Annotated in this window: 15 protein-coding genes and 1 pseudogene; 11 read left to right on the top strand and 5 right to left on the bottom strand. The window is 64.3% G+C overall.

Annotated elements, in window-relative coordinates:
• The first annotated feature begins 39 nt into the window (after positions 1–39).
• From rbsK to JYG32_RS33710, 3 genes are read left to right on the top strand one after another with little or no spacing between them, the layout of a single operon-like run.
• Positions 40–966: a ribokinase gene (gene rbsK, locus JYG32_RS33720; protein ID WP_213267987.1), complete on the top strand. Its 927-nt coding sequence runs from the start codon at positions 40–42 to the stop codon at positions 964–966.
• A gap of 42 nt (positions 967–1008) precedes the next feature.
• A complete protein-coding gene (gene fucP, locus JYG32_RS33715; protein ID WP_213267986.1) occupies positions 1009–2382 on the top strand; it encodes an L-fucose:H+ symporter permease in 1374 nt (457 codons plus the stop codon).
• A gap of 2 nt (positions 2383–2384) precedes the next feature.
• Positions 2385–3437, top strand: coding sequence for an aldose 1-epimerase family protein (locus tag JYG32_RS33710; protein WP_213267985.1), 1053 nt, complete (start codon positions 2385–2387; stop codon positions 3435–3437).
• A gap of 22 nt (positions 3438–3459) precedes the next feature.
• Here the strand turns inward: JYG32_RS33710 and deoR are convergent, their stop codons facing one another.
• Positions 3460–4230, bottom strand: a complete 771-nt coding sequence (deoR, locus tag JYG32_RS33705; RefSeq protein ID WP_213267984.1) for a DNA-binding transcriptional repressor DeoR — start codon at positions 4228–4230, stop codon at positions 3460–3462.
• Between the two features lie 146 nt (positions 4231–4376).
• Here deoR and deoC point away from each other — a divergent pair, with 146 nt between their 5' ends.
• Positions 4377–5057, top strand: a complete 681-nt coding sequence (deoC, locus tag JYG32_RS33700) for a deoxyribose-phosphate aldolase (RefSeq protein ID WP_213267983.1) — start codon at positions 4377–4379, stop codon at positions 5055–5057.
• Between the two features lie 137 nt (positions 5058–5194).
• Here the strand turns inward: deoC and JYG32_RS33695 are convergent, their stop codons facing one another.
• Entirely contained in the window at positions 5195–5575 is a 381-nt protein-coding gene (locus JYG32_RS33695) for a hypothetical protein (protein ID WP_213267982.1), read from the bottom strand.
• A gap of 304 nt (positions 5576–5879) precedes the next feature.
• Between JYG32_RS33695 and JYG32_RS33690 the strand changes: the two are divergent.
• Positions 5880–5984: pseudogene (locus tag JYG32_RS33690) on the top strand (3-oxoacyl-ACP reductase); the annotation flags it as partial.
• 323 nt (positions 5985–6307) lie between these two features.
• Here JYG32_RS33690 and JYG32_RS33685 read toward each other — a convergent pair.
• The gene (locus JYG32_RS33685) at positions 6308–7123 is read right to left on the bottom strand and encodes a GNAT family N-acetyltransferase (RefSeq protein ID WP_213267981.1); all 816 of its coding nucleotides are present in this window, start codon (positions 7121–7123) and stop codon (positions 6308–6310) included.
• 660 nt (positions 7124–7783) lie between these two features.
• On the opposite strand from JYG32_RS33685, the gene JYG32_RS33680 reads away from it, so the two are divergent.
• The 6 genes from JYG32_RS33680 to JYG32_RS33655 all read left to right on the top strand — a co-directional run bounded on the left by JYG32_RS33680 (position 7784) and on the right by JYG32_RS33655 (position 12748).
• The gene (locus tag JYG32_RS33680) at positions 7784–9019 is read left to right on the top strand and encodes a toxic anion resistance protein (RefSeq protein ID WP_213267980.1); all 1236 of its coding nucleotides are present in this window, start codon (positions 7784–7786) and stop codon (positions 9017–9019) included.
• A gap of 1 nt (position 9020) precedes the next feature.
• Positions 9021–9443, top strand: a complete 423-nt coding sequence (locus JYG32_RS33675; RefSeq protein ID WP_213267979.1) for a hypothetical protein — start codon at positions 9021–9023, stop codon at positions 9441–9443.
• A 29-nt stretch (positions 9444–9472) separates the two neighbouring features.
• Entirely contained in the window at positions 9473–10357 is an 885-nt protein-coding gene (locus tag JYG32_RS33670) for a heavy metal-binding domain-containing protein (protein WP_213267978.1), read from the top strand.
• Between the two features lie 24 nt (positions 10358–10381).
• A complete protein-coding gene (locus JYG32_RS33665; protein ID WP_213267977.1) occupies positions 10382–11221 on the top strand; it encodes a heavy metal-binding domain-containing protein in 840 nt (279 codons plus the stop codon).
• A gap of 295 nt (positions 11222–11516) precedes the next feature.
• A complete protein-coding gene (locus JYG32_RS33660) occupies positions 11517–12077 on the top strand; it encodes an MgtC/SapB family protein (RefSeq protein WP_213267976.1) in 561 nt (186 codons plus the stop codon).
• Positions 12078–12208: 131 nt separating this feature from the next.
• Positions 12209–12748, top strand: coding sequence for a ParB-like protein (locus JYG32_RS33655; protein ID WP_249744954.1), 540 nt, complete (start codon positions 12209–12211; stop codon positions 12746–12748).
• A gap of 210 nt (positions 12749–12958) precedes the next feature.
• Here JYG32_RS33655 and JYG32_RS33650 read toward each other — a convergent pair whose 3' ends face one another.
• Both JYG32_RS33650 and JYG32_RS33645 read right to left on the bottom strand, forming a co-directional pair.
• Positions 12959–13456, bottom strand: coding sequence for an Imm21 family immunity protein (locus tag JYG32_RS33650; protein WP_213267974.1), 498 nt, complete (start codon positions 13454–13456; stop codon positions 12959–12961).
• Positions 13453–18048 carry an RHS repeat-associated core domain-containing protein gene (locus JYG32_RS33645; RefSeq protein ID WP_213267973.1) on the bottom strand — a complete coding sequence of 1532 codons (4596 nt, stop codon included), beginning with the start codon at positions 18046–18048 and terminating at the stop codon, positions 13453–13455. The genes JYG32_RS33650 and JYG32_RS33645 overlap by 4 nt, the downstream gene beginning before the upstream one ends.
• Positions 18049–18064: the final 16 nt, after the last annotated feature.

Genomic DNA, 18064 nt, shown 5'->3' with positions numbered 1-18064 from the left:
CCACGCACGCGGCGCACCCATACCAAGGAAGAGACGCAGATGGAGACAATCGCCGTGATCGGCAGCAACATGGTCGACCTCGTGACCTATGTCGCGCGCATGCCCGCCCGGGGCGAAACGCTCGAAGCACCGAACTTCGAGCTCGGCTGCGGCGGCAAGGGCGCGAACCAGGCGGTCGCGGCCGCACGCCTCGGCGCGCGCGTCGTGATGGTGACGAAGGTCGGCGACGACGTGTTCGCCGACAACACGATCCGCAACTTCGAGCGCGAGGGGATCGACATCACGCACGTGCGCAAGGTCGCCGGCGTGCCGAGCGGCGTCGCGCCGATCTTCGTCGAACCCGATTCGAGCAACAGCATCCTGATCGTCAAGGGCGCGAACCGCCACCTGAAGCCGGCCGACATCGACGCGGCCGCGCCGACACTCGTCGAATGCGCGCTGATCGTGCTGCAGCTCGAGATCGAACTCGACACCGTCTATCACGCGATCGCGTTCGGCGCGCGGCACGGCATCCCGGTTTTGCTGAACCCCGCGCCCGCGGTGGCCGATCTCGATTTCGAGCGAATCCGCTCCGTCGAATTCTTCGTGCCGAACGAAACCGAGCTCGCGATCGTGTCGGGCATGCCAGTCGATTCGCGCGACACCGCGGCGCGCGCCGCCGAAGCGCTGGTCGCGCGCGGGCTGAAACACGTGCTCGTCACGCTCGGCGACAAGGGTTCGCTGCTCGTGTCGCGCGACGGCGTGCAGCACGTGCCGGGCGTACCCGTCGACGCGCGCGATACGACAGGCGCCGGCGACGCGTATATCGGCTGCTTCGCGCGCTGCTACGCCGCGTCACGCGACGCGATCGACGCGATGCGCTACGCATCCGCGTACGCCGCGCATTCGGTCACGGGCCTCGGCACGCAGAAGTCGTACGCCGACGCCGCGACGTTCGAACGCTTCCTCCGCGACGCCGGCCTCTGAACGGCGCCTTCATCGACGAGACAACCTGGGAAGGAGACACCCGTGAGCCGAGCCAGAATCGAACACACACCCGACGGCTATTACCTGAACCGCACGCCGCTTTTCGCATTCACGCTGCTGTGCTGCCTGTTCGCGCTGTGGGGCACCGCCGCGAACCTGAACGACGTGCTGATCGCGCAGTTCAAGAAATCGTTCTTCCTGTCCGATTTCGAATCGGCGTTCGTACAGTCCGCGTTCTATCTCGGCTACTTCTTCCTCGCGATTCCGGCCGCGACCGTCGTGAAGAAGTTCAGCTACAAGACGACGATCCTCGTCGGCCTGCTGCTCTACACGACCGGCTGCCTGCTGTTCTTCCCGGCCGCGTCGATGGCGAAGTACGGGATGTTCCTCGTCGCGCTGTTCGTGATCGCCGCGGGCCTGTCGTTCCTCGAGACGGCGTCGAACTCGTATTCGACGCTGATGGGCCCGCGCGACACCAGCACGCGGCGGCTGAACATCTCGCAGACGTTCTATCCGTTCGGCGCGATGGCCGGCGTCTACATGGGCAGCTTCCTGATCTTCAAGGAAGGCGACGCGTCGCATGCGCAGCTCGCGGCGATGTCGGCCGCCGACGCGCACGTGCATCAGCTCGCGATGATCCAGGCCACACTCGAACCGTACAAGTGGCTGATCGTCGTGCTCGTCGCCGTGTTCATCGTGTTTGCGCTCACACCGTACCCGGCCTGCAAGGGCAACGGCCCGGGCGCGACCACGCACAGGATCGACGCGCGCGGCACGCTCGCGCGGCTGTTCGGCAACCGGCGCTTCGTCGCGGGCGTCGTCGCGCAGTTCCTGTATGTCGGCGCGCAGGTCGGCGTGTGGAGCTTCACGATCCGGCTCGCGATGCAGATCGGCGGCCTCACCGAGCGCGGCGCATCGCGCTACCTGCTCGCGACGTTCTTCGCGTTCTTCGTCGGCAAGCTGGTCGCGACGCTCGTGATGAAGCGCGTCGGCCCGGCCAAGGTGCTGATCGTCTACGGCATCCTGTGCATCGCGCTGCTCGCGTACACGATCGGCGTACACAACATCACCGCCGTCTATGCGGCCGTGTGCGTGAGCGTGTTCCTCGGCCCGTGCTGGCCGACGATCTACGGCCTCACGATCGACGGCCTCGGCAAGGACACCGAATACGGCGGCTCGATCCTCGTGATGAGCATCGTCGGCGGCGCGGTCGTGCCGCTGATCCAGGGGCTGATCTCCGATCGCACCGGCGGCAACATGCAGCTCGCGTTCGTCGTGCCGCTCGCGTGCTTCGTCGTGATCGTCTACTACGGCTTCTACTGCCTGCGCCACCTGCCGGCCGCGACGCCCGATGCGGCGGCTGGCGCCGGCACGCCAGCGCGCTACGCCGACACGCGCAACCCGTCGGGAGCGTGACCATGCGAGGCGAGTTCGAACTGCGGCGCAACGACTTCCGCGACACGCCGCGCACGCTGTACCGCACCGACGGCATCACCGTCACCGCGTTCGCGTATCCGTCCGGCGTCGAGGCGCTGAAGCTCGCGAACCGCCGCGGCCACGTCGTCGTGCTGCCGTATCTCGGCCAGATGATCTGGGCCGCCGCGTTCGACGGCCATGACCTGACGATGAAGCACATGTTCCGGCAACCGAAGCGCGCGGCGTCGATCATCGATACCTACGGCTGCTTCATGTTCCACAGCGGGCTGCTGCGCAACGGCTGCCCGGGGCCGGACGACACGCATGCGCTGCACGGCGAGATGCCGTGCGCGCCGATGGATCGCGCGAGCCTGGTCGTCGGCTCGGATGCGCACGGCGCAACGGTCGAAGTGACCGGCGAATACGAATACGTGCAGGGCTTCGGCAGCCACTATGTCGCGCGTCCGTCGGTACGCGTCGCGGAGCACGATGCGCAGATGACGATCGCGATGGACGTGACGAACCTCGGCGGCGCGCCGATGGACCTGATGTACATGGCGCACCTGAACTATGCGTACGTGCCGGGCGGCCGCTTCGTGCAGTCGTTATCACGCGGCGGATTGCGGTTGCGCGACAGCGTGCCCGCGCACGTGAAGCCGACCGCCGCGTGGCGCGACTACTCGGCCACGCTCGCACGCGAGCCGGAACGGCTCGCGACGCTCGATGCACCCGCGCTGTACGACCCCGAGATCGTGTTCTTCATGAACGGTGCGGAAACGGACGCAGACGGCGTCGCGCATTTCCTGCTCGCGCATCCGGACGGCGGCGCATTCCACACCGCGTTCCGCCCCGAACAGTTCCCGCATGCGACGCGCTGGATCCTGCACAACGCGGACCAGCAGGTGGCCGCGTTCGCGCTGCCGTCGACCTGCGAGCCGGAGGGTTATGAAGCCGAGCGCCGCAAGGGCCATGTCGCGGCACTCGCGCCGGGCGCGACGCGCCGCTTCGACGTGGTCACCGGCTACCTGAGCGCGGAGGAAGCGCGCGATGCATAACGCGATGCGCAGCCGCGTTGCATCAGGTCACGAGCGCGATTCCGTGTTCGCGGATCGTCGTTTCGTAGCGGCGGCTCAGTTGCCCGTCGGAGATCACGTAGTTGAAGTCGGTCAGTTCGGCGAAATAGGCCGCGCGCACTTCGTCGAACTTCGTGTGGTCGACCAGCAGGAAACGGTTCTGCGCGCGCTCCATCACCTTCTTCTTCACGTCGACTTCGTGGAAGTTGAAGCACGTGACGCCGCAGCGGTCGCTCACGCCGGCCGCCGAGATGAACGCCTTCGACACGCGCACCGTGTCGAGGATGCCGGTTTCGGCGACCGACTCGAACACCATGTTCTTGCGGTGGTACGCGCCGCCGCACAGGATCACGCTGCAGTGCGGCTTTTGCTGCAGCTTCGCGAATACGTTCAGCGAATTGCAGACGGCCGTGAATTCGAGGTCGTCCGGAATGAAGTCGACGATGAACGGCGTGGTCGAACCGCAGTCGACGAAGATCGTGTCGCCGGTCGTCACGAACTGCGCGGCCAGCTTGCCGATGCGGCGCTTTTCCTCGGTCTGCCGGTTGTTCTCGGCGCTGATCAGGTATTCGCCGATATCGCTGCGCTGCGCGGCGAAATGGCGCGTCACATAACCGCCGATCAGGCTGAGGCCGTGCGGGTTGTCCGCCAGATCGCGGCGGATCGTCATCTCGGACACGCCGAACAGCTCGGCGACTTCCCTCAGATGAATCGCGTTCTGCCCTTGCAGCACGTTCATCAGCGTCTTGATCCGTTCGCCCTTCTTCGTTTCCATGCCTGTATCCTGCCTGCCATTCGCGCTCGTCGCGTGTCGTGCCGGGCGCGCAGGCCCGGCCGGAATGTCGTATTTGTAACAAACCGATGTGAAAACATCAACTTTCCGTGTGCCCTTTCGGCACACGCTCCGTGGAGCCCTGACACATGCCGCTTTCCAACGCCCAACTCGCTCGAACCATCGATCACACGCTGCTCGCGCCTGACGCGAACGACGCGCAGATCCGCGAACTCTGCCGCCAGGCGGCCGAGCATCGCTTTTACTCGGTCTGCGTGAATTCGGCGAACGTGCCGCTCGCCGCACGCGAGCTGGCCGATACCGGCGTGCTCGTGTGCGCGGTGGTCGGCTTTCCGCTCGGCGCGGGGCTGTCGGCCGCGAAGGCATTCGAGGCGTCGGCCGCGATCGCGGCGGGCGCCGGCGAGATCGACATGGTGATCAACCTCGGCGCGCTGAAGAGCGGCCGCGCCGACGACGTGAAGGCCGACGTCGAAGCCGTGCACCACGCGTGCGGCGCGGTGCCGCTGAAGGTGATCCTCGAAACCGGGCTGCTGAGCGACGACGAGAAGATGCGCGTGTGCGAGATGTGCCGCGATCTCCGCGTCGCATTCGTGAAGACGTCGACGGGGTTCGGCCACGGCGGCGCGACGCTCGCGGATGTCGCGCTGATGCGCCGCACGGTCGGCCCGGATCTCGGCGTGAAGGCGTCAGGCGGCGTGCGCGACCGTGCGGCCGCGCTCGCGATGCTCGACGCCGGCGCGACGCGGCTCGGCACGAGCTCGGGGGTGGCGATCGTCACCGATCAGGGCGGCAGCGACGCGGGGTACTGACGCGCGAAGGCCGGCTTTCGCGCGCGCGGCAAGCGAAGGCCGGTTGTGCGAACCAGCGCTCGGACAACAACGCACCGCCGGCGGAACATGCACCGTGGATCGGGCGTCGCAATACGCGCCCGGCCCCGGCGCGCCGTTCAGGCGGCGATATCCGTCTTGAACGCGTCAGGCGCGTGCCTGCGCAAAATCTCGAGGCATTTTTTCCGGTCGTCGATGCGCATTTCGACAAACGGCAGCCTGACCTTGCGCATCCTGGTGTCGCCCGACCGCGTCGCGACGCGATAACGCACGACCAGCGAGAAAGTGCCGCGCGTCACTTCGACAACGTCGCGATAAGGCACGAAGATCCGTTGCACCTTGAAGGTGTCGTCGAAGAACACGGCGCGCGTCATGATGAACATGTGACCGAGGCCGCCCAGCGCCCCGATGAACGGCATGATGAACGACGTGAAGCTGAAAAACGGATCCGAGTTGGCGGCCCAGACCAAACCGCCGCCGATCGCGACCAGCGCGAACACCAGCGTCGGCAACGCAAAACGGCTGCCGCGCACGATCAACTCGGGCCCGGATTGCTGCGTCAAATCGTTCATGTTCGCCTCCCTGCGTCGAAAAGTATTTATCGTTGAATGCGTGTCGCGATCCGCGGCCCTTCGATGTCGATGTCGATGTCGATGTCGATGTCGATGTCCGAAGCACGAAGCACGAAGCACGAAGCACGTGACTGTGCCTCGAATTCGCGTACAGCAGGAATTTTGTTAATTTCCTGCTGGTACCGAGGTTTGCATGTCAGAAAGGTCAGTGCCGAAACGGCAATACACAATCGAATTCTGGAACGATGCGGTCGCGACCAATCTGACAGGCGTATTCCTTTGCTCACGCGCAGCTTGGCGCCAAATGAAGCGCCAAACCCCGCAAGGCGGCCGCATCCCCGGGGCGCCAAGACCTCGGGAAAGAGCGGATTGGCAGTGCGTTCGATGCTAGCCATGCGAATCCTCAGGATCGCAGCGGGCCGCACAGGTTAGCGCAAGAAAAATCAGACGTTACCGTTTCAAATAGTAATAAGCCAGGTCCTTCTTATAATCAAAAGGTTTATGAAAGAAATTTACGCTTGCCGTGTTCGTCTCCCTACCTCGAGCAAGTGGACGTCGAACAGTTGCGCAAACGCGTCGGGGCGTGACAAGTGCTCCACAAGGACTGCGGATTCAACCGGGGGCGGCCGCAGTGAACCGCCAGACAAGCCGCGCCGCGCATCAGTTGCCTGATTTCGGTCCGAGAAAATGCCGTGCATAGCGCGGGCTCATCTCGGACATGTGCAGCAGTGTCAGGAAGTCCGCCACGTTGAACGCCGGATCCCATGCCGGGGCACTGCAGACGCGTGCCCCCAGCCGAAGGTAGCCCTTCAGAAGTGCCGGCGGGTCGGCTGGCCGGCACTGATCGAGTTTCCCGACTTGCAGAGGCAGAATCGGAGATGCCTCATATCCGCCCCTCGCTTCGGCATACCGTGTGAATTCCCGATATAGGCTCGCCGCGTAATGCCCGCCGTCTTTCATGGGCACGCTCGCGCATCCCAGCATGGTTTCGATGCCCCACCGGTGGCTGTAGTCGCCCAGGCCGCTCCACAGCGCCATGATCGTGCTGCCGGACCGGTAATTCCGGTGCACGCACGAGCGTCCCAGTTCCAGCATGCGCGGCTTGAGGTGCGCGAGCCGGCGCAGATCGAACTCGGACTCCGCATACAGCGCACCAATCTCCCTTGCGCGATGCGGCAGCAACACGCGGTAGGTTCCGACGATTTCTTGACTGTCCTCGTCGCGTACGATCAGGTGATCGCAGTAAGGATCGAACCGGTCGGCGTCGATTCCTGGCGTACCGGACGTAAGGCTCGCGCCCATCTCTTCTGCAAAGACCCTGTATCGCAAGCGCTGGGCCTGTTCGACTTCGTCTTGATGGCGCGCCCATGCGACGCTGAGAACACGTCTCCGATTGCTCGGCGCCATGCGCTGACCGCGCCCGCTCTCGAGCGCATCGTTGGGCATGGCAGTATTGGACGTCGGATCGTCCCGCATCGGCACCTTCCTTGTGTAGCGCTAAGAATCGCTAAAACATAACGGAAGGCGGACGATTGGATTGTCAGGACAGGTCAGCCCCATTATTGACGATGCTTCTCAAAGGCAGGCGTTTTGCATCATCCATCCGAGCAGCAAGCTGCCGATGAGTCCAAGCATGCAGAAAATGACAGCCGGAAATTTTACGAATGGCCGGATCGGCAGGTCTCCGTTTCCGGCCTTTGAAGATCCGGTGTCCGGGTTCATCAGGCCACTACAAACCGGTCCTGACGCTTCATGCGATGGCCCTGGTTAGTACGCTGGAGCCTGACACTCTCTGACAGACCCATGGGCGTGCCGCATCTAGAATCTCTGCACTTTGATATGCACCCGACGTACGCGGCGAAAGCTCACTGGTTTCAAGAATGGTGCTTCGCCCAGGCTTACGTACACCCACCGGTCATGGACGGCTGTCCGGTGATGCATCGATTCGACCCACCAATTTGGGACGTATGGAATGATTCGAACGTCGCTTCAAGCATTCCCGTATTACCGACGTGGGCCCAGGGTCTGTTCAGGGTGTGAGATGAGCTTGCCCTTTGACGATTCCTCCAGACTGCCTCCTAGCCTCCCATGAGCCCCCCCCTCTCAGAAAAATCTTCCACTGATGCCGAGTCGCCGTTGGATCTGGCGGCCTTCCTGAATGCCGCTAGCGAACCTGCTGAAACCGAAGCGCTGCAGGTCGCGCCCGAGTCGGCCGTGGCTGTTTCGAACCTGCCCGCCGAGGTGTTGACACCAATGCCGCCTGCGGAGCGGCTGGTCGATCTCGGTTCGCTTGCGCCAGAACAGCGTGCAGTGGCGCAGAAGCTGGCGGACAGCATCCGCTTCGACGACGTCACCACCACGCTGAACTTCGTCGACAACGCGCTGCAGCCGCTCGCGTTCGCGTCCCGCCGGCTGCTCGCCGACACTACCGTGGGTGAAGCGGGCGAGATCGGGCGCATTGCTGCGGCCGTGATCGATGGCATCAAGATTCTGCGGATCGAAGAGCTTCAGGAACAAGCCCGTGAAGCCGCGCCGAAGGTCACCGGCTTTCTCAGCAAGCTGAGCCGTCTTGGTAAGGTCGCACATGGCGCGGCCAAGTCGTTCCAGGAGAATCGCAAGGCCTTTCTTGGCCTGATGGACGCCGAGGAGGCGCGGGCACGGCGCACCAAGGCCGATCTGATGATCACCATCCAGCAGCTCGACGAGCAGTCGAAGGCTGTGCGTGAAGGCGTGAGCGGCTTGTCGATCGGCATCGCCGCGATGCAATTGGCGCTCGAGCGTGGCGTTGGCGAAGCAGAACTGTTGCGTCAGGTGGCCATTCGCACCAACACCGCGGGCGACGCGGCCATTGCGATGGACTACCGCAACACGCTTGGGAATTTCCGCGGCAGGATCGCGGATCTTCGGGAAGCGATGATTTCCGCCGCGACACTGATCCCGCTGATTGCGTCCAATCGCAAGGCGGCCGAGACGCGTGTGAGCAAGCTCACGACCGGCATCATGGTGACGATTCCGCGCCTGATGGCCGTGGCGGCACAGGCCGTGGTGCAAGCCGATACGCGCCGCGCCGGCGAAGAGAGCGAAAAGCTCGACGAGGCGGCCCGCCGCATCACCGCGCTGGCCGTGCAGGGTGCCCATGACGCAGCTGTCGACGCGGCGCACAGCCTGGGCGGCGATCCGCGCAATCTGGAAGCGTTGGCGGCAGCGGCGACCCAGTCGATCGAAACGATGAAAGAAGTGCTCGCCATCGAACAGCAGGTTCTCGCGCAGGATCGCGAGCGCGAGCAAAAGCTGATCGAAGTCCGCAACAAGCTGGTGGAAGGCATGCGCGGGGTCCAGGCCCAGGCACTCGCCGCACCGCCGGGAGCGTGACGTGTCCGAACCCACACATGACCCTGATGGCGGCCTCGCTGGGGCTGCCGCACCGTTGAGCTTCGACCTTGCCGCCGCATGGTTGCGCCATGCCGAAGGCGATCGTGCTGCCTTTCTCTCACGCTTCGCGTTGATCGCGGCGGAAGCCTTGCCGAATCACGCCCAGATTCAACGGGTACGGCGCGGCTTGTTTCGGAAGACAGATGAAATTGTCGGCGTCTGCGTTGCTTTCGACAACGAGACCTACGCGATGCGCCTCAAAGACGGACGGCACCTTGCCACCGAAGTCGAAAAAAAGGTGAAAGGGGTGGTCCTGTCAACTCGTGAAGTCGACCCCCACACCTGGATGGTCGGCCTGATGACGCATGTCCACGAACGAACCCAGAAGGCGCGCGCGATGGCCGAGTTGCTGGCCGGGCTGTAACCAACACAACAATTTCGCAGGAGATGCCGATGGGATGGTTGAGTTCGCTGTTTAAAAGCAAAAATGGGCCGAATACGCCGAGTGGCCCTGTGCCGGAGTTCTTCGACGCGCGAGGCGTGCCGAATATGGTGCATCAACGCCTCGCGGATTCGAAGAGCGGCACGCTGCCGTGGGTCTCCACGCTCACCGCACCGGAGATGGCTCTGGCGCGCAGTCACGGTCTGAAGATGATCGCGCCGATCGCGGCAACCTGCTGGATGCACTATGGCTTTTCGTGGACTGAAGGGCATGCGCAGGGTTGGCGCACGGCCCTGAAGCGCCTCGAAGCTGAGGCGATCGCCTTAGGCGCAAATGCCGTGATCGACGTCAGGATGGTGACCGTCGACCTCTACCTCGAAGACAGCATGGACTACTCGCTGGTCGGCACGGCGGTGCGCATCGAAGGCTTGCCGCCGTCCCCGGCGCCAATCATCTCGACCGTGCCGGCGCTGGAGTTCATTCAGTTGCTGGAGGCCAGGATCATTCCGGTGGGACTGGCGATCGGCGCGCGATTCGAGTGGAGCAAAGGCCCGCTCGATATCGGCTTGGGTTGGCGCGGCAACCAGGCTTTACCGCAGAGTACGGCGTTTTGGGAACGGATCCGCCGGCGGGCCCACGCCGACCTGCGCGCCGATGCGGCCCGTCAGGGTTCGGGCGTGCTCGCTCAGTTGCAATTCAGCCAACTGATCCGCAGCGGAGGGGAGAACGACGACTCGCAGCTGCTTGGGCGGCACATCGTCATGGGCACGGTGGTCGATTGCCCGCGCGGCGTCGCGGTGCCTCACAACGTCGAGTTCGTGCTCGATCTGAGCGACAAGCCGGACAACCTGCGCGCTACCTCCGAACATCACAACGCATACAGCGACGGTATCTGAACCGTCTTCTACCCAGGGACAAATATGGCTGAAACCACCATGCAAGACGTCACCGCCCAGCTCCCCGCGAACGCCAAAGCGCGTCTTCAGGGGCTGCGCAGCGCAGCTCACCCGACCTCGGTGTTCACCTCCGACCTGTCGGTCAACGAGTTCCTGCTGGTCCGCAAGGCCGGCTTTGAACCAATCGGCCTGTGCGTGGGCAGCAGTATCTACCACGTCGGCATTCAGTACGGCTCCTGGAACAAGAACCAGGAACTCGACGTGCTGTCTCAGGCGATGTATCACGCCCGCGAACTGGCGATGTCTCGCATGCGCGAGGAAGCGCGCGGCATGGGTGCGGACGGCATTGTGGGCGTGCGCCTCGAGATCAAGCATGTCGAATGGGATGCGGACATTCTCGAGTTCGTTGCCATCGGCACGGGGGTGGTCCATAACCACGACACCAAGGGCTTCAGGGCGCACGACGGCGGCCCTTTCACCTCGGACTTGTCGGGCCAGGATTTCTACACGCTGCTGAATTCGGGCTACCGGCCCATCGAACTGGTAATGGGCAGTTGCGTATACCACGTCGCGCACCGCGGCATGTTGAAGGCCTTCAGTCAGGCGGGCCGCAACGTCGAACTGGAGCAGTTCACCCAGGCGATTTACAGCGCGCGCGAACTAGCCATCGAGCGTATGCAGGTCGAAGCGCAGACCGCCAAGGCCGAAGGCGTGATCGGCACGATGATCCACGAAAAGTCGTACCGCTGGGAAAGCCACGTGATTGAATTCTTCGCGATCGGCACGGCGGTGGCACCGCTGAATGTCGAAATCGCGGCCAAGGATATTCCGGCACCGACGCTGGTGTTGTCAGTAAACGACTGATCCAGCGACTGGCTATACCAGGTGGACTTCAGCGGCCAGCACGATGGCCCGCTTACGACATCAGATGGGGATATCGGGGTTGCTTGATTGGTGTTGTTGAGAAATGCATCGTGCGTCGCTGTATCTGCGCTAACGCGCAGCGCTACCAGGATGAATCGGTTCACCAAGTGCGAGCCCGAACCGATCGACGCAACCGCGGCGCTAATCGACGCCACAAGGGCATGGACGGCAGCGTTTCCGGACGCAACAGCTCGATGCCGTCAAGGATAGCTGTGAACCGAAGGCAAAAAAGTAAATGGGACCATCCTCTAACGGTGCGCTGGGACAATTGCCCCACGCCTTGCTGCTGAACCTTGCGACCGCATTCGTGTTCGGGTCGCTCATCGGGCTTGAGCGTCGCTGGCGCGGACATGCGGCAGGCCTGCATACCAATGCGCTCGTGTGTCTCGGCTCGGCTGTCTTCGTCGCCGCCGGTTGCTCGGCAAACTCCGCTGCAGACACGCTGCGTATCGTTGGGCAGATCGCGTCCGGGATCGGCTTTCTCGGCGGCGGGCTGATCCTGCGGGATGGATTCCGGCTGCGCGGACTGAACACAGCAGCGACAGTCTGGGCGGCCGCAGCGGTCGGGGCGCTCTCCGCTACGGGCATGACCGCTGTGGCGGCCTTTAGCACGCTGCTGATTGTGTTCGCTAACGTTGTACTACATTGGGCTGATCACGCGCTTCCGTGGTCTCGCGGCGGTGACGAGGATCCTCACGGTTCGATTCCGTCCGATGCCCCCCCACATAACCCGATTCCATCCGCGACCACGCGGCTGGACCGGCCTGTCCCGGTAGTCACCAGAAATCTCTCCTGAAGCCACCCCGGTAGCGGTAATCGTGATCCGAGGTGCGACATACAGCGACCTTCCTGTTTCCGACGGCAATGGCAAAACACCACCATTTCATCCACGTACATAAACTTCGGCCGACGCAAATGACAGTCGGTATGCGCGAGGTGCATGACAAGCGCAAGCACATCGAGTCGCTGTCAGAACAGGCGCGGCGCGAGTTCATTGAGACTCATCCAATCCCTGCAGTGCTCGGACCGGACGCCAGGCATTACCTGATCGACCACCACCATCTCGGCCGTGCGCTGTCCGAATCGAAGATCGCAGACGTGCTTCTGGAGGTGATCGAGGATCTCTCGGATCTCTCCCCCAGCGACTTCTGGGCGGAGATGGACGCATCACGATGGGTACATCCGTTTGACGAAAGTGGCGTACGCCGCCCGGTCGACCAGTTGCCGCATCACGTGGATCATCTGGTCGATGATCCTTACCGTAGCCTTGCCGCCTACGTTCGCAACCAGGGCGGGTATCACAAGAATACGCAGCCGTTCTCGGAGTTTCTGTGGGCCGATTTCTTTCGTGAGCGCATCCTTCGCCTGACCAATCATCACGGGTTTGGTCAGGCAGTTAAGGAAGCGGTTCGACTCGCGCAGACCGGCGAAGCCGCACATCTGCCCGGCTTTATCGGCAACGCGTAATGGCAGCCGCCCGGGGTATGGCCGGTGTAAGCCACATCTCTGGTCATGTTGGTTGGTTAAGAACAGGCTGTTCGGGTGTCCGACTGCACGTGTTATGGCAGGGTTCGGAGTTCCCAGGATCCAGCTTGCTCATCATGGGAGCTGTTCTGCACTGCAGAATTTCTTTACTTTTGAATCGGACTATTTCTTGGGTCAGGGTCACGTCTACTTCTATACGGCGACGATAGAATGCACTAGCAGGGATGTCCGTGGCGTAGGTTGATAAATAAACGTTGTCACTTCGTTGGTACCATGACGTGTTGCGAGTCTCAGACATTGGGTAGGGTCAAATACATCAGCAGCATCGAACACAACCAGCGGCTGATTTACCCAATTGACGGTCAATCTCTCGATGACGTCTATCATGTCGAAGTCGATTTTTTCGATTGCGTCACGTACGTCCGCGTCGCTATCTGCCCATTTCCAGCGAACAATTAGCTGCCGGCTGTCGGATATAGCGACCGCTGTTTGCAACGGCTCGTCGCCCAAGACAAGTACATCGGCACCATGCAGTTTCAACTTGCTGGCATAGTCGACGGATTGGCAGGCCAAATCGTAATCAGAAGGGCTCCCGCTTGTGCCGGTCCATAACGGTGCCGTTGTTTCCTCGACCGCTACAAATGGTCCGCCGGAGCTGTTGATCCAGTCTGAAATTGCATACCTATTCATTGGCCATTCCTTCTCTTTGCTTGCGTGACCTGGCCACCCTGTTTGAGACTACACCGCCTGCAATGAGGATAAAGGCGTTGGGGCTTCCCTTGCTCGTTCAGCGCGTTCGGCGTTTGGTGGTCGGGAATAAAATCGCCGCTCTTGGTTCCGGGGTCTGTCGAGCCACACGTATGGCAACCATCCTGATACCCGATCGTGTTGATTTTCTGCCTTTCCTCTAAAGTAAAGTCACGTTCCGGCCCGCGTGCTGGTATGGATTCCTTGGCAAAGGGGCCTGGCATCAACGTTTCGTCGCCTGCGAGACCTAATGGGTCAGTCCAAGCTATGGGATTAGGCGCATACGCATAAACGTTGATGCCCCCGGCCAGCCCGATCGGGTCCTTGCTAATGAACCGTCCCGACGTCGGATCGTAGTACCGATGCCGGTTATAGTGCAGCCCCGTCTCGGCATCGAAGTACTGGCCCGCGAAGCGGATCGGATTCCGAATCCCCGCCTTCCTCGCCGCCTCGCTGATCGCCTCCTTCGCCTCGCCCCACGCCCGGTAATGCGCGCTCCACGCCAGCGCGCCCGTGCCGTCGCTCAGTTCCTGCGGCGTGCCGATCTGATCGCAATGATAGTACGCCACCGAGGCCAGCCGCGGTGGCCCGTTATCTCCGTCCGCCATCGGCCCGCTCGCCTGCAGCAGCGGCGTAAAGCTGCCCGGCTCGTACACGTAGTGCGTGGTCGTGCGCTGTTCCCACGCCGTCTCGTACGCCAGCGTGTCGCCGTCCCACCCGTACAGCGTCAGCCCATAGCCGTGCGCCTGCTTCAGCCGCTGGCGCTCCATCTGCGCATAGCTGCTGCCCGCCATCGGATGCGCGTGCAGCTGCGGCTCGGTCACCTTCGCGATCCGCCGCCCCAGCGCGTCGTACACGTACCGCGCGTCCATCTCCTGAGTACGCGCCGACACCATCCGGTTGAAGCTGTCCCAACCGAACACCGTCTTCGTGCCGTGGGTGGTGCGCTCGCGCAGGTTACCTTGCTCGTCGTACGCGTAATGCGTGCCCGCGTAGTCCTTCAGCAGGTTGTCGAGCAGCGCCGGCTGCCGGTTGCCCGCATCCAGGCCATGGTCGTCCCGCTCGGTGGTCTTCAGCAGGTTGCCGGCCGGGTCGAACGCAAACGTCTCGACGCCCAGCGACGACTGCGCGCGTGTGAGCCGCCCCACCGGATCGTACGCATAGCTGAGCGTGCCGCGCCGCAGGTCGGCGATCCGCTCCAGCTGCCCGGCCGCGTCGTAGCCGTAGCGCCGCTCGGCCAGCCGCCCGCCCGTGCCCTGCAGCAACTGGTGCGCCAGGCGCCCCGCCGCATCGTAGGCGCTCGCTTGCTTCAGCCCGTTGCCGAGCGCGCGGCTCGTCTCCCGGTGCCCGTCGTCGCGCTCGAAGTCGACCACACCTTGCCCGTCGAGCAGCAGCCCATGCACGTGGCCCGACCCATAGGTCAGCCAGTCCAGCCGGTGGCCGTCCGGGCGGACCGTGGCCGTGCGCACGTCCAGCTCGTTGTATTCGTGCCGCCACACGGCATGATGCTCATCAGCGCCCACCCGCATCGCCAGTTGCTCGCGCTGCAGGTTGCCCACCGCGTCGTAGACGCGCTGCACCCGGCTCGCGCCGTTGGCCGCCTGCAGCAGCCGGCCCAGGCCGTCGTAGGCGAACGCTTCCTCGTCGACCTGCGCGCCTGCTGGCGGCACCAGGCGCTCACGTCCCTGGCTGGCGTACGGTGTCTGCCAGCCGCGACGCCGCGCCAGGCGTCCCATCGCGTCGAACTCGAAGGCCTGCACCCCGTCGCCGGCAAGCTGGTGCGTGACCCGCCCGCTGGCCGGGTCGCGCACATACTGCGTCACCTTGCCATCGAAGTCCGTCTCGGCAACCGGTCGGCCCGCCGCATCGTAGTCGAAACGGTATTCCCGGCCGTTCTCGTTGCGCAGCCCGGTGAGCCGGCCGAGCCGATCCCACAGGTAGGCCAGTTCGCCGCCACGCGCGTCGGCGCGCCCCGCGATCAGCCCGGCGGGCGTATAGCGGTAGCGTGTCTGGCGCCGCAGCGCGTCGGTATGCGCGAGCAGCCGCCCCTCGGCATCGCGCTCGAAGCTCTCGCGGCTGCCGTCCGGCCGAATCACCGCCGCAAGCTGCCCGGCCGCGTATTCGTATCGGGTCGTCTCGCCCGCGGCGTTCTTCGCGGCCACCAGCTGGCCGCGTTCGTCGTACTGCCACGTCGCGGTCTTGCCCGAGCAGTCGGTGTAGCTCGCAAGCTGTCCGTCCGCGCCCCACTGCAGCGACTTGACGCCGCCCTTCGGATCGGTGATCGCCACCGGCATGCCGGCACCGTTGTACGCATACTGCGTCACGCGCCCGAGCGGATCGATCGCTTCGGTCACCCGCCCCTTGCTGTCGTAGTAGCGTTCCCAGCGATAGCCTTCGGGGTCCTGGATGCCGGTCAGGTTGTCCTGGTCGTCATGCACGAAGTACCCGGTGCGGCCATCGCGCGCGGTGTGCGCAGTCAGGTTGCCGCGCGCATCCCACGTGAAGTGCTCCTCGGCGCCGTCGGCATGCACGCGACGCGTCACGTTCTTGGCCGCGTCGCGGAAGAACCACTCCTCGGTGCGGTCCGGATGCACGACCCGGTACGGGTAACCGTCGACGTCGTAGTAGTGCTGCGTCACCTGGCCATACGCGTCGGTGACGAAGGTCAGGCGCAGCCGCTCGTGCCATTCGAGGCGCGTATCGAAGGTGCCGTCGTCGGCCCACTCGCGGATCGCCTTGGCGTCCAGGTGCGTGCCGTCCCACTGCAGGTTCATGCCGCGCCCGGTGCGGTCCGTGTAGCGGGTGAGCAGGTGGTGCGCATACGCATAACTACGCGCCGCGCCATGCTCGTCGGCGGCGGCGACCAGGTCGCCCGCGTCGTCGTAGCGGTAGCGGGCCAGCGTGCGGATGGGCTGGCCGGCTTCGTCCAGCAGTTCGATGTGTTCAACGCGCCCCTGCGCGTCGTGGGTGACGGCCGCCACCGCGCCGGCGCTGCTGGTGAGGGTCGCCAGCCGCCCGTCGGCGTAGGCGAGCGAGATTGCGTTGCCCTGGCGATCCGCGATCGCCGTCAGCCGGAAGCGGCTGCCCTGACGCTCGTAACGCTCGGTGAGGTCGGCACCGCGCGCAATACGAATGCTTGATTCGGATTCGCGCGTGACCGTGTGCTGCTCGATCGCGTCGTAATGGGCGTGGCCGAGCGCGAACAACGGGTAGTCGAGACTGCGCCCCGACGCATCGTGGTAGACCAGCGTCTCGCCGCGCACTTCGAAGCTGGCGTGGAACGGCGTGGTCCAGCGCGGGCCCAGCGGGCCGTCCGTCTCGTGTCCACCGAAGTTCGAGCGGTAGGTGCGGGTCCAGTCGAGCGGCAACACCCCCGGCAGTTCGAAATCGGCGTGGCTGATCGATTCCTCGCCCAGCGCGAAGCCGATCGAGTCCACGGTGCCCGCGGCCGGCTGGCCCAGTTGGCAGGCCTTACAGGCCCCGACGCCGGGTTTGCGCGGGGGCACTTCGTCATGGCGCGGCTGCACCTGGTCGCCCGCGTGCTGCTTCTTCGCCTGGGTGGGCTCGTGCGGCTTGACGGCGCCGACGACAGGCGGCCGCTTCTGTTTGTACATCTGGATCGCGCTCGCCAGCACGGTGAGCAGGTGCATGACCGTGCCGACGTCCTGGCTGGACAGACGCGCCAGCTGACGCTTCACCACCGGAATGAAGGCGCGCAGCTCGGCGGCCATCTGGTGGATCGCCGCCGTGGGCACGACGGCCGCCACCACCGCGCCGGTAGCGTTGGCCTCGACCTTGACGCCCGCCTTGCCGACCTCCCAGACCGCCCCGAACACGTTGTCCAGCGTCTTGAGCGGATCGTGCACCACAGCATGGGCGGAGACCTTGGACAGTCGCCGGCTCGCGGCCTGCAGGTCCGCGTTGGGGTCGGTCAGGTGCCCGGCCGCCAGCTGATCCAGCGCCTGGGCGAGCGTGTTGAGGAACTTCCCGGCCTCGTTGCCGCAGTCCTTCAGCAGTTCCGGCAGGTGCGCCTGGGCTTTGGTGACGAAGGGCTCCAGCTCCCCCATCAGCGTGGCCGTGAAGTGCCCTTCGATCACCCCGACGATCGCCATGCCCAGGTCCTTGACGCCGGCCTTGACCTGCTGCCGCACGATGCCCAGCGTCGGGCGCAGCGACATGCGGGCCGCCGCGGTGCCCGGCGGCACCGGCAGCACGCCGATCAGGTTGATCGCCAGGCTCGCCCACTGCAGCAATTCCTCGATCGTGCCCGGCTCCTTGCCGGGCCCCTTGCGGTGGGCCTCGATCAGCGTCGCGATATCGCCGCATACGTCGACCGCCGCCAGGATGTTGCCAAGCACCGGCAGGGCCTCCGCAACTTCCTTGACGCCGTGCAGCGTCACATAGCCGTGGCTGAAGGATTGCAGCCACGCATCGAAGCGGTGGGCGCCGGTCGCCACATCGGCGACCAGCACCTGATCGAGCGGAACGACCGCGGTGTCGACCGCGGATTGGACAGACTGGGAGTGGGTTGCCATCTACGTGAGGAATCGG

Source organism: Burkholderia pyrrocinia (assembly GCF_018417535.1).
GTDB lineage: Bacteria > Pseudomonadota > Gammaproteobacteria > Burkholderiales > Burkholderiaceae > Burkholderia > Burkholderia pyrrocinia_E.
Note: the sequence above shows the minus strand (reverse complement) of the source record. Positions and strands in the feature narration are given on the sequence as shown.

What these genes read in the sequence shown, in the direction of transcription:
- JYG32_RS33645 (WP_213267973.1), bottom strand. Translation starts at nt 18,048, where the DNA reads ATGGCAACCCACTCCCAGTCTGTCCAATCCGCGGTCGACACCGCGGTC.
- JYG32_RS33665 (WP_213267977.1), top strand. Translation starts at nt 10,382, where the DNA reads ATGGCTGAAACCACCATGCAAGACGTCACCGCCCAGCTCCCCGCGAAC.
- JYG32_RS33710 (WP_213267985.1), top strand. Translation starts at nt 2,385, where the DNA reads ATGCGAGGCGAGTTCGAACTGCGGCGCAACGACTTCCGCGACACGCCG.
- JYG32_RS33655 (WP_249744954.1), top strand. Translation starts at nt 12,209, where the DNA reads ATGCGCGAGGTGCATGACAAGCGCAAGCACATCGAGTCGCTGTCAGAA.
- deoC (WP_213267983.1), top strand. Translation starts at nt 4,377, where the DNA reads ATGCCGCTTTCCAACGCCCAACTCGCTCGAACCATCGATCACACGCTG.
- JYG32_RS33685 (WP_213267981.1), bottom strand. Translation starts at nt 7,123, where the DNA reads ATGCGGGACGATCCGACGTCCAATACTGCCATGCCCAACGATGCGCTC.
- JYG32_RS33650 (WP_213267974.1), bottom strand. Translation starts at nt 13,456, where the DNA reads ATGAATAGGTATGCAATTTCAGACTGGATCAACAGCTCCGGCGGACCA.
- rbsK (WP_213267987.1), top strand. Translation starts at nt 40, where the DNA reads ATGGAGACAATCGCCGTGATCGGCAGCAACATGGTCGACCTCGTGACC.
- deoR (WP_213267984.1), bottom strand. Translation starts at nt 4,230, where the DNA reads ATGGAAACGAAGAAGGGCGAACGGATCAAGACGCTGATGAACGTGCTG.
- JYG32_RS33660 (WP_213267976.1), top strand. Translation starts at nt 11,517, where the DNA reads ATGGGACCATCCTCTAACGGTGCGCTGGGACAATTGCCCCACGCCTTG.
- JYG32_RS33670 (WP_213267978.1), top strand. Translation starts at nt 9,473, where the DNA reads ATGGGATGGTTGAGTTCGCTGTTTAAAAGCAAAAATGGGCCGAATACG.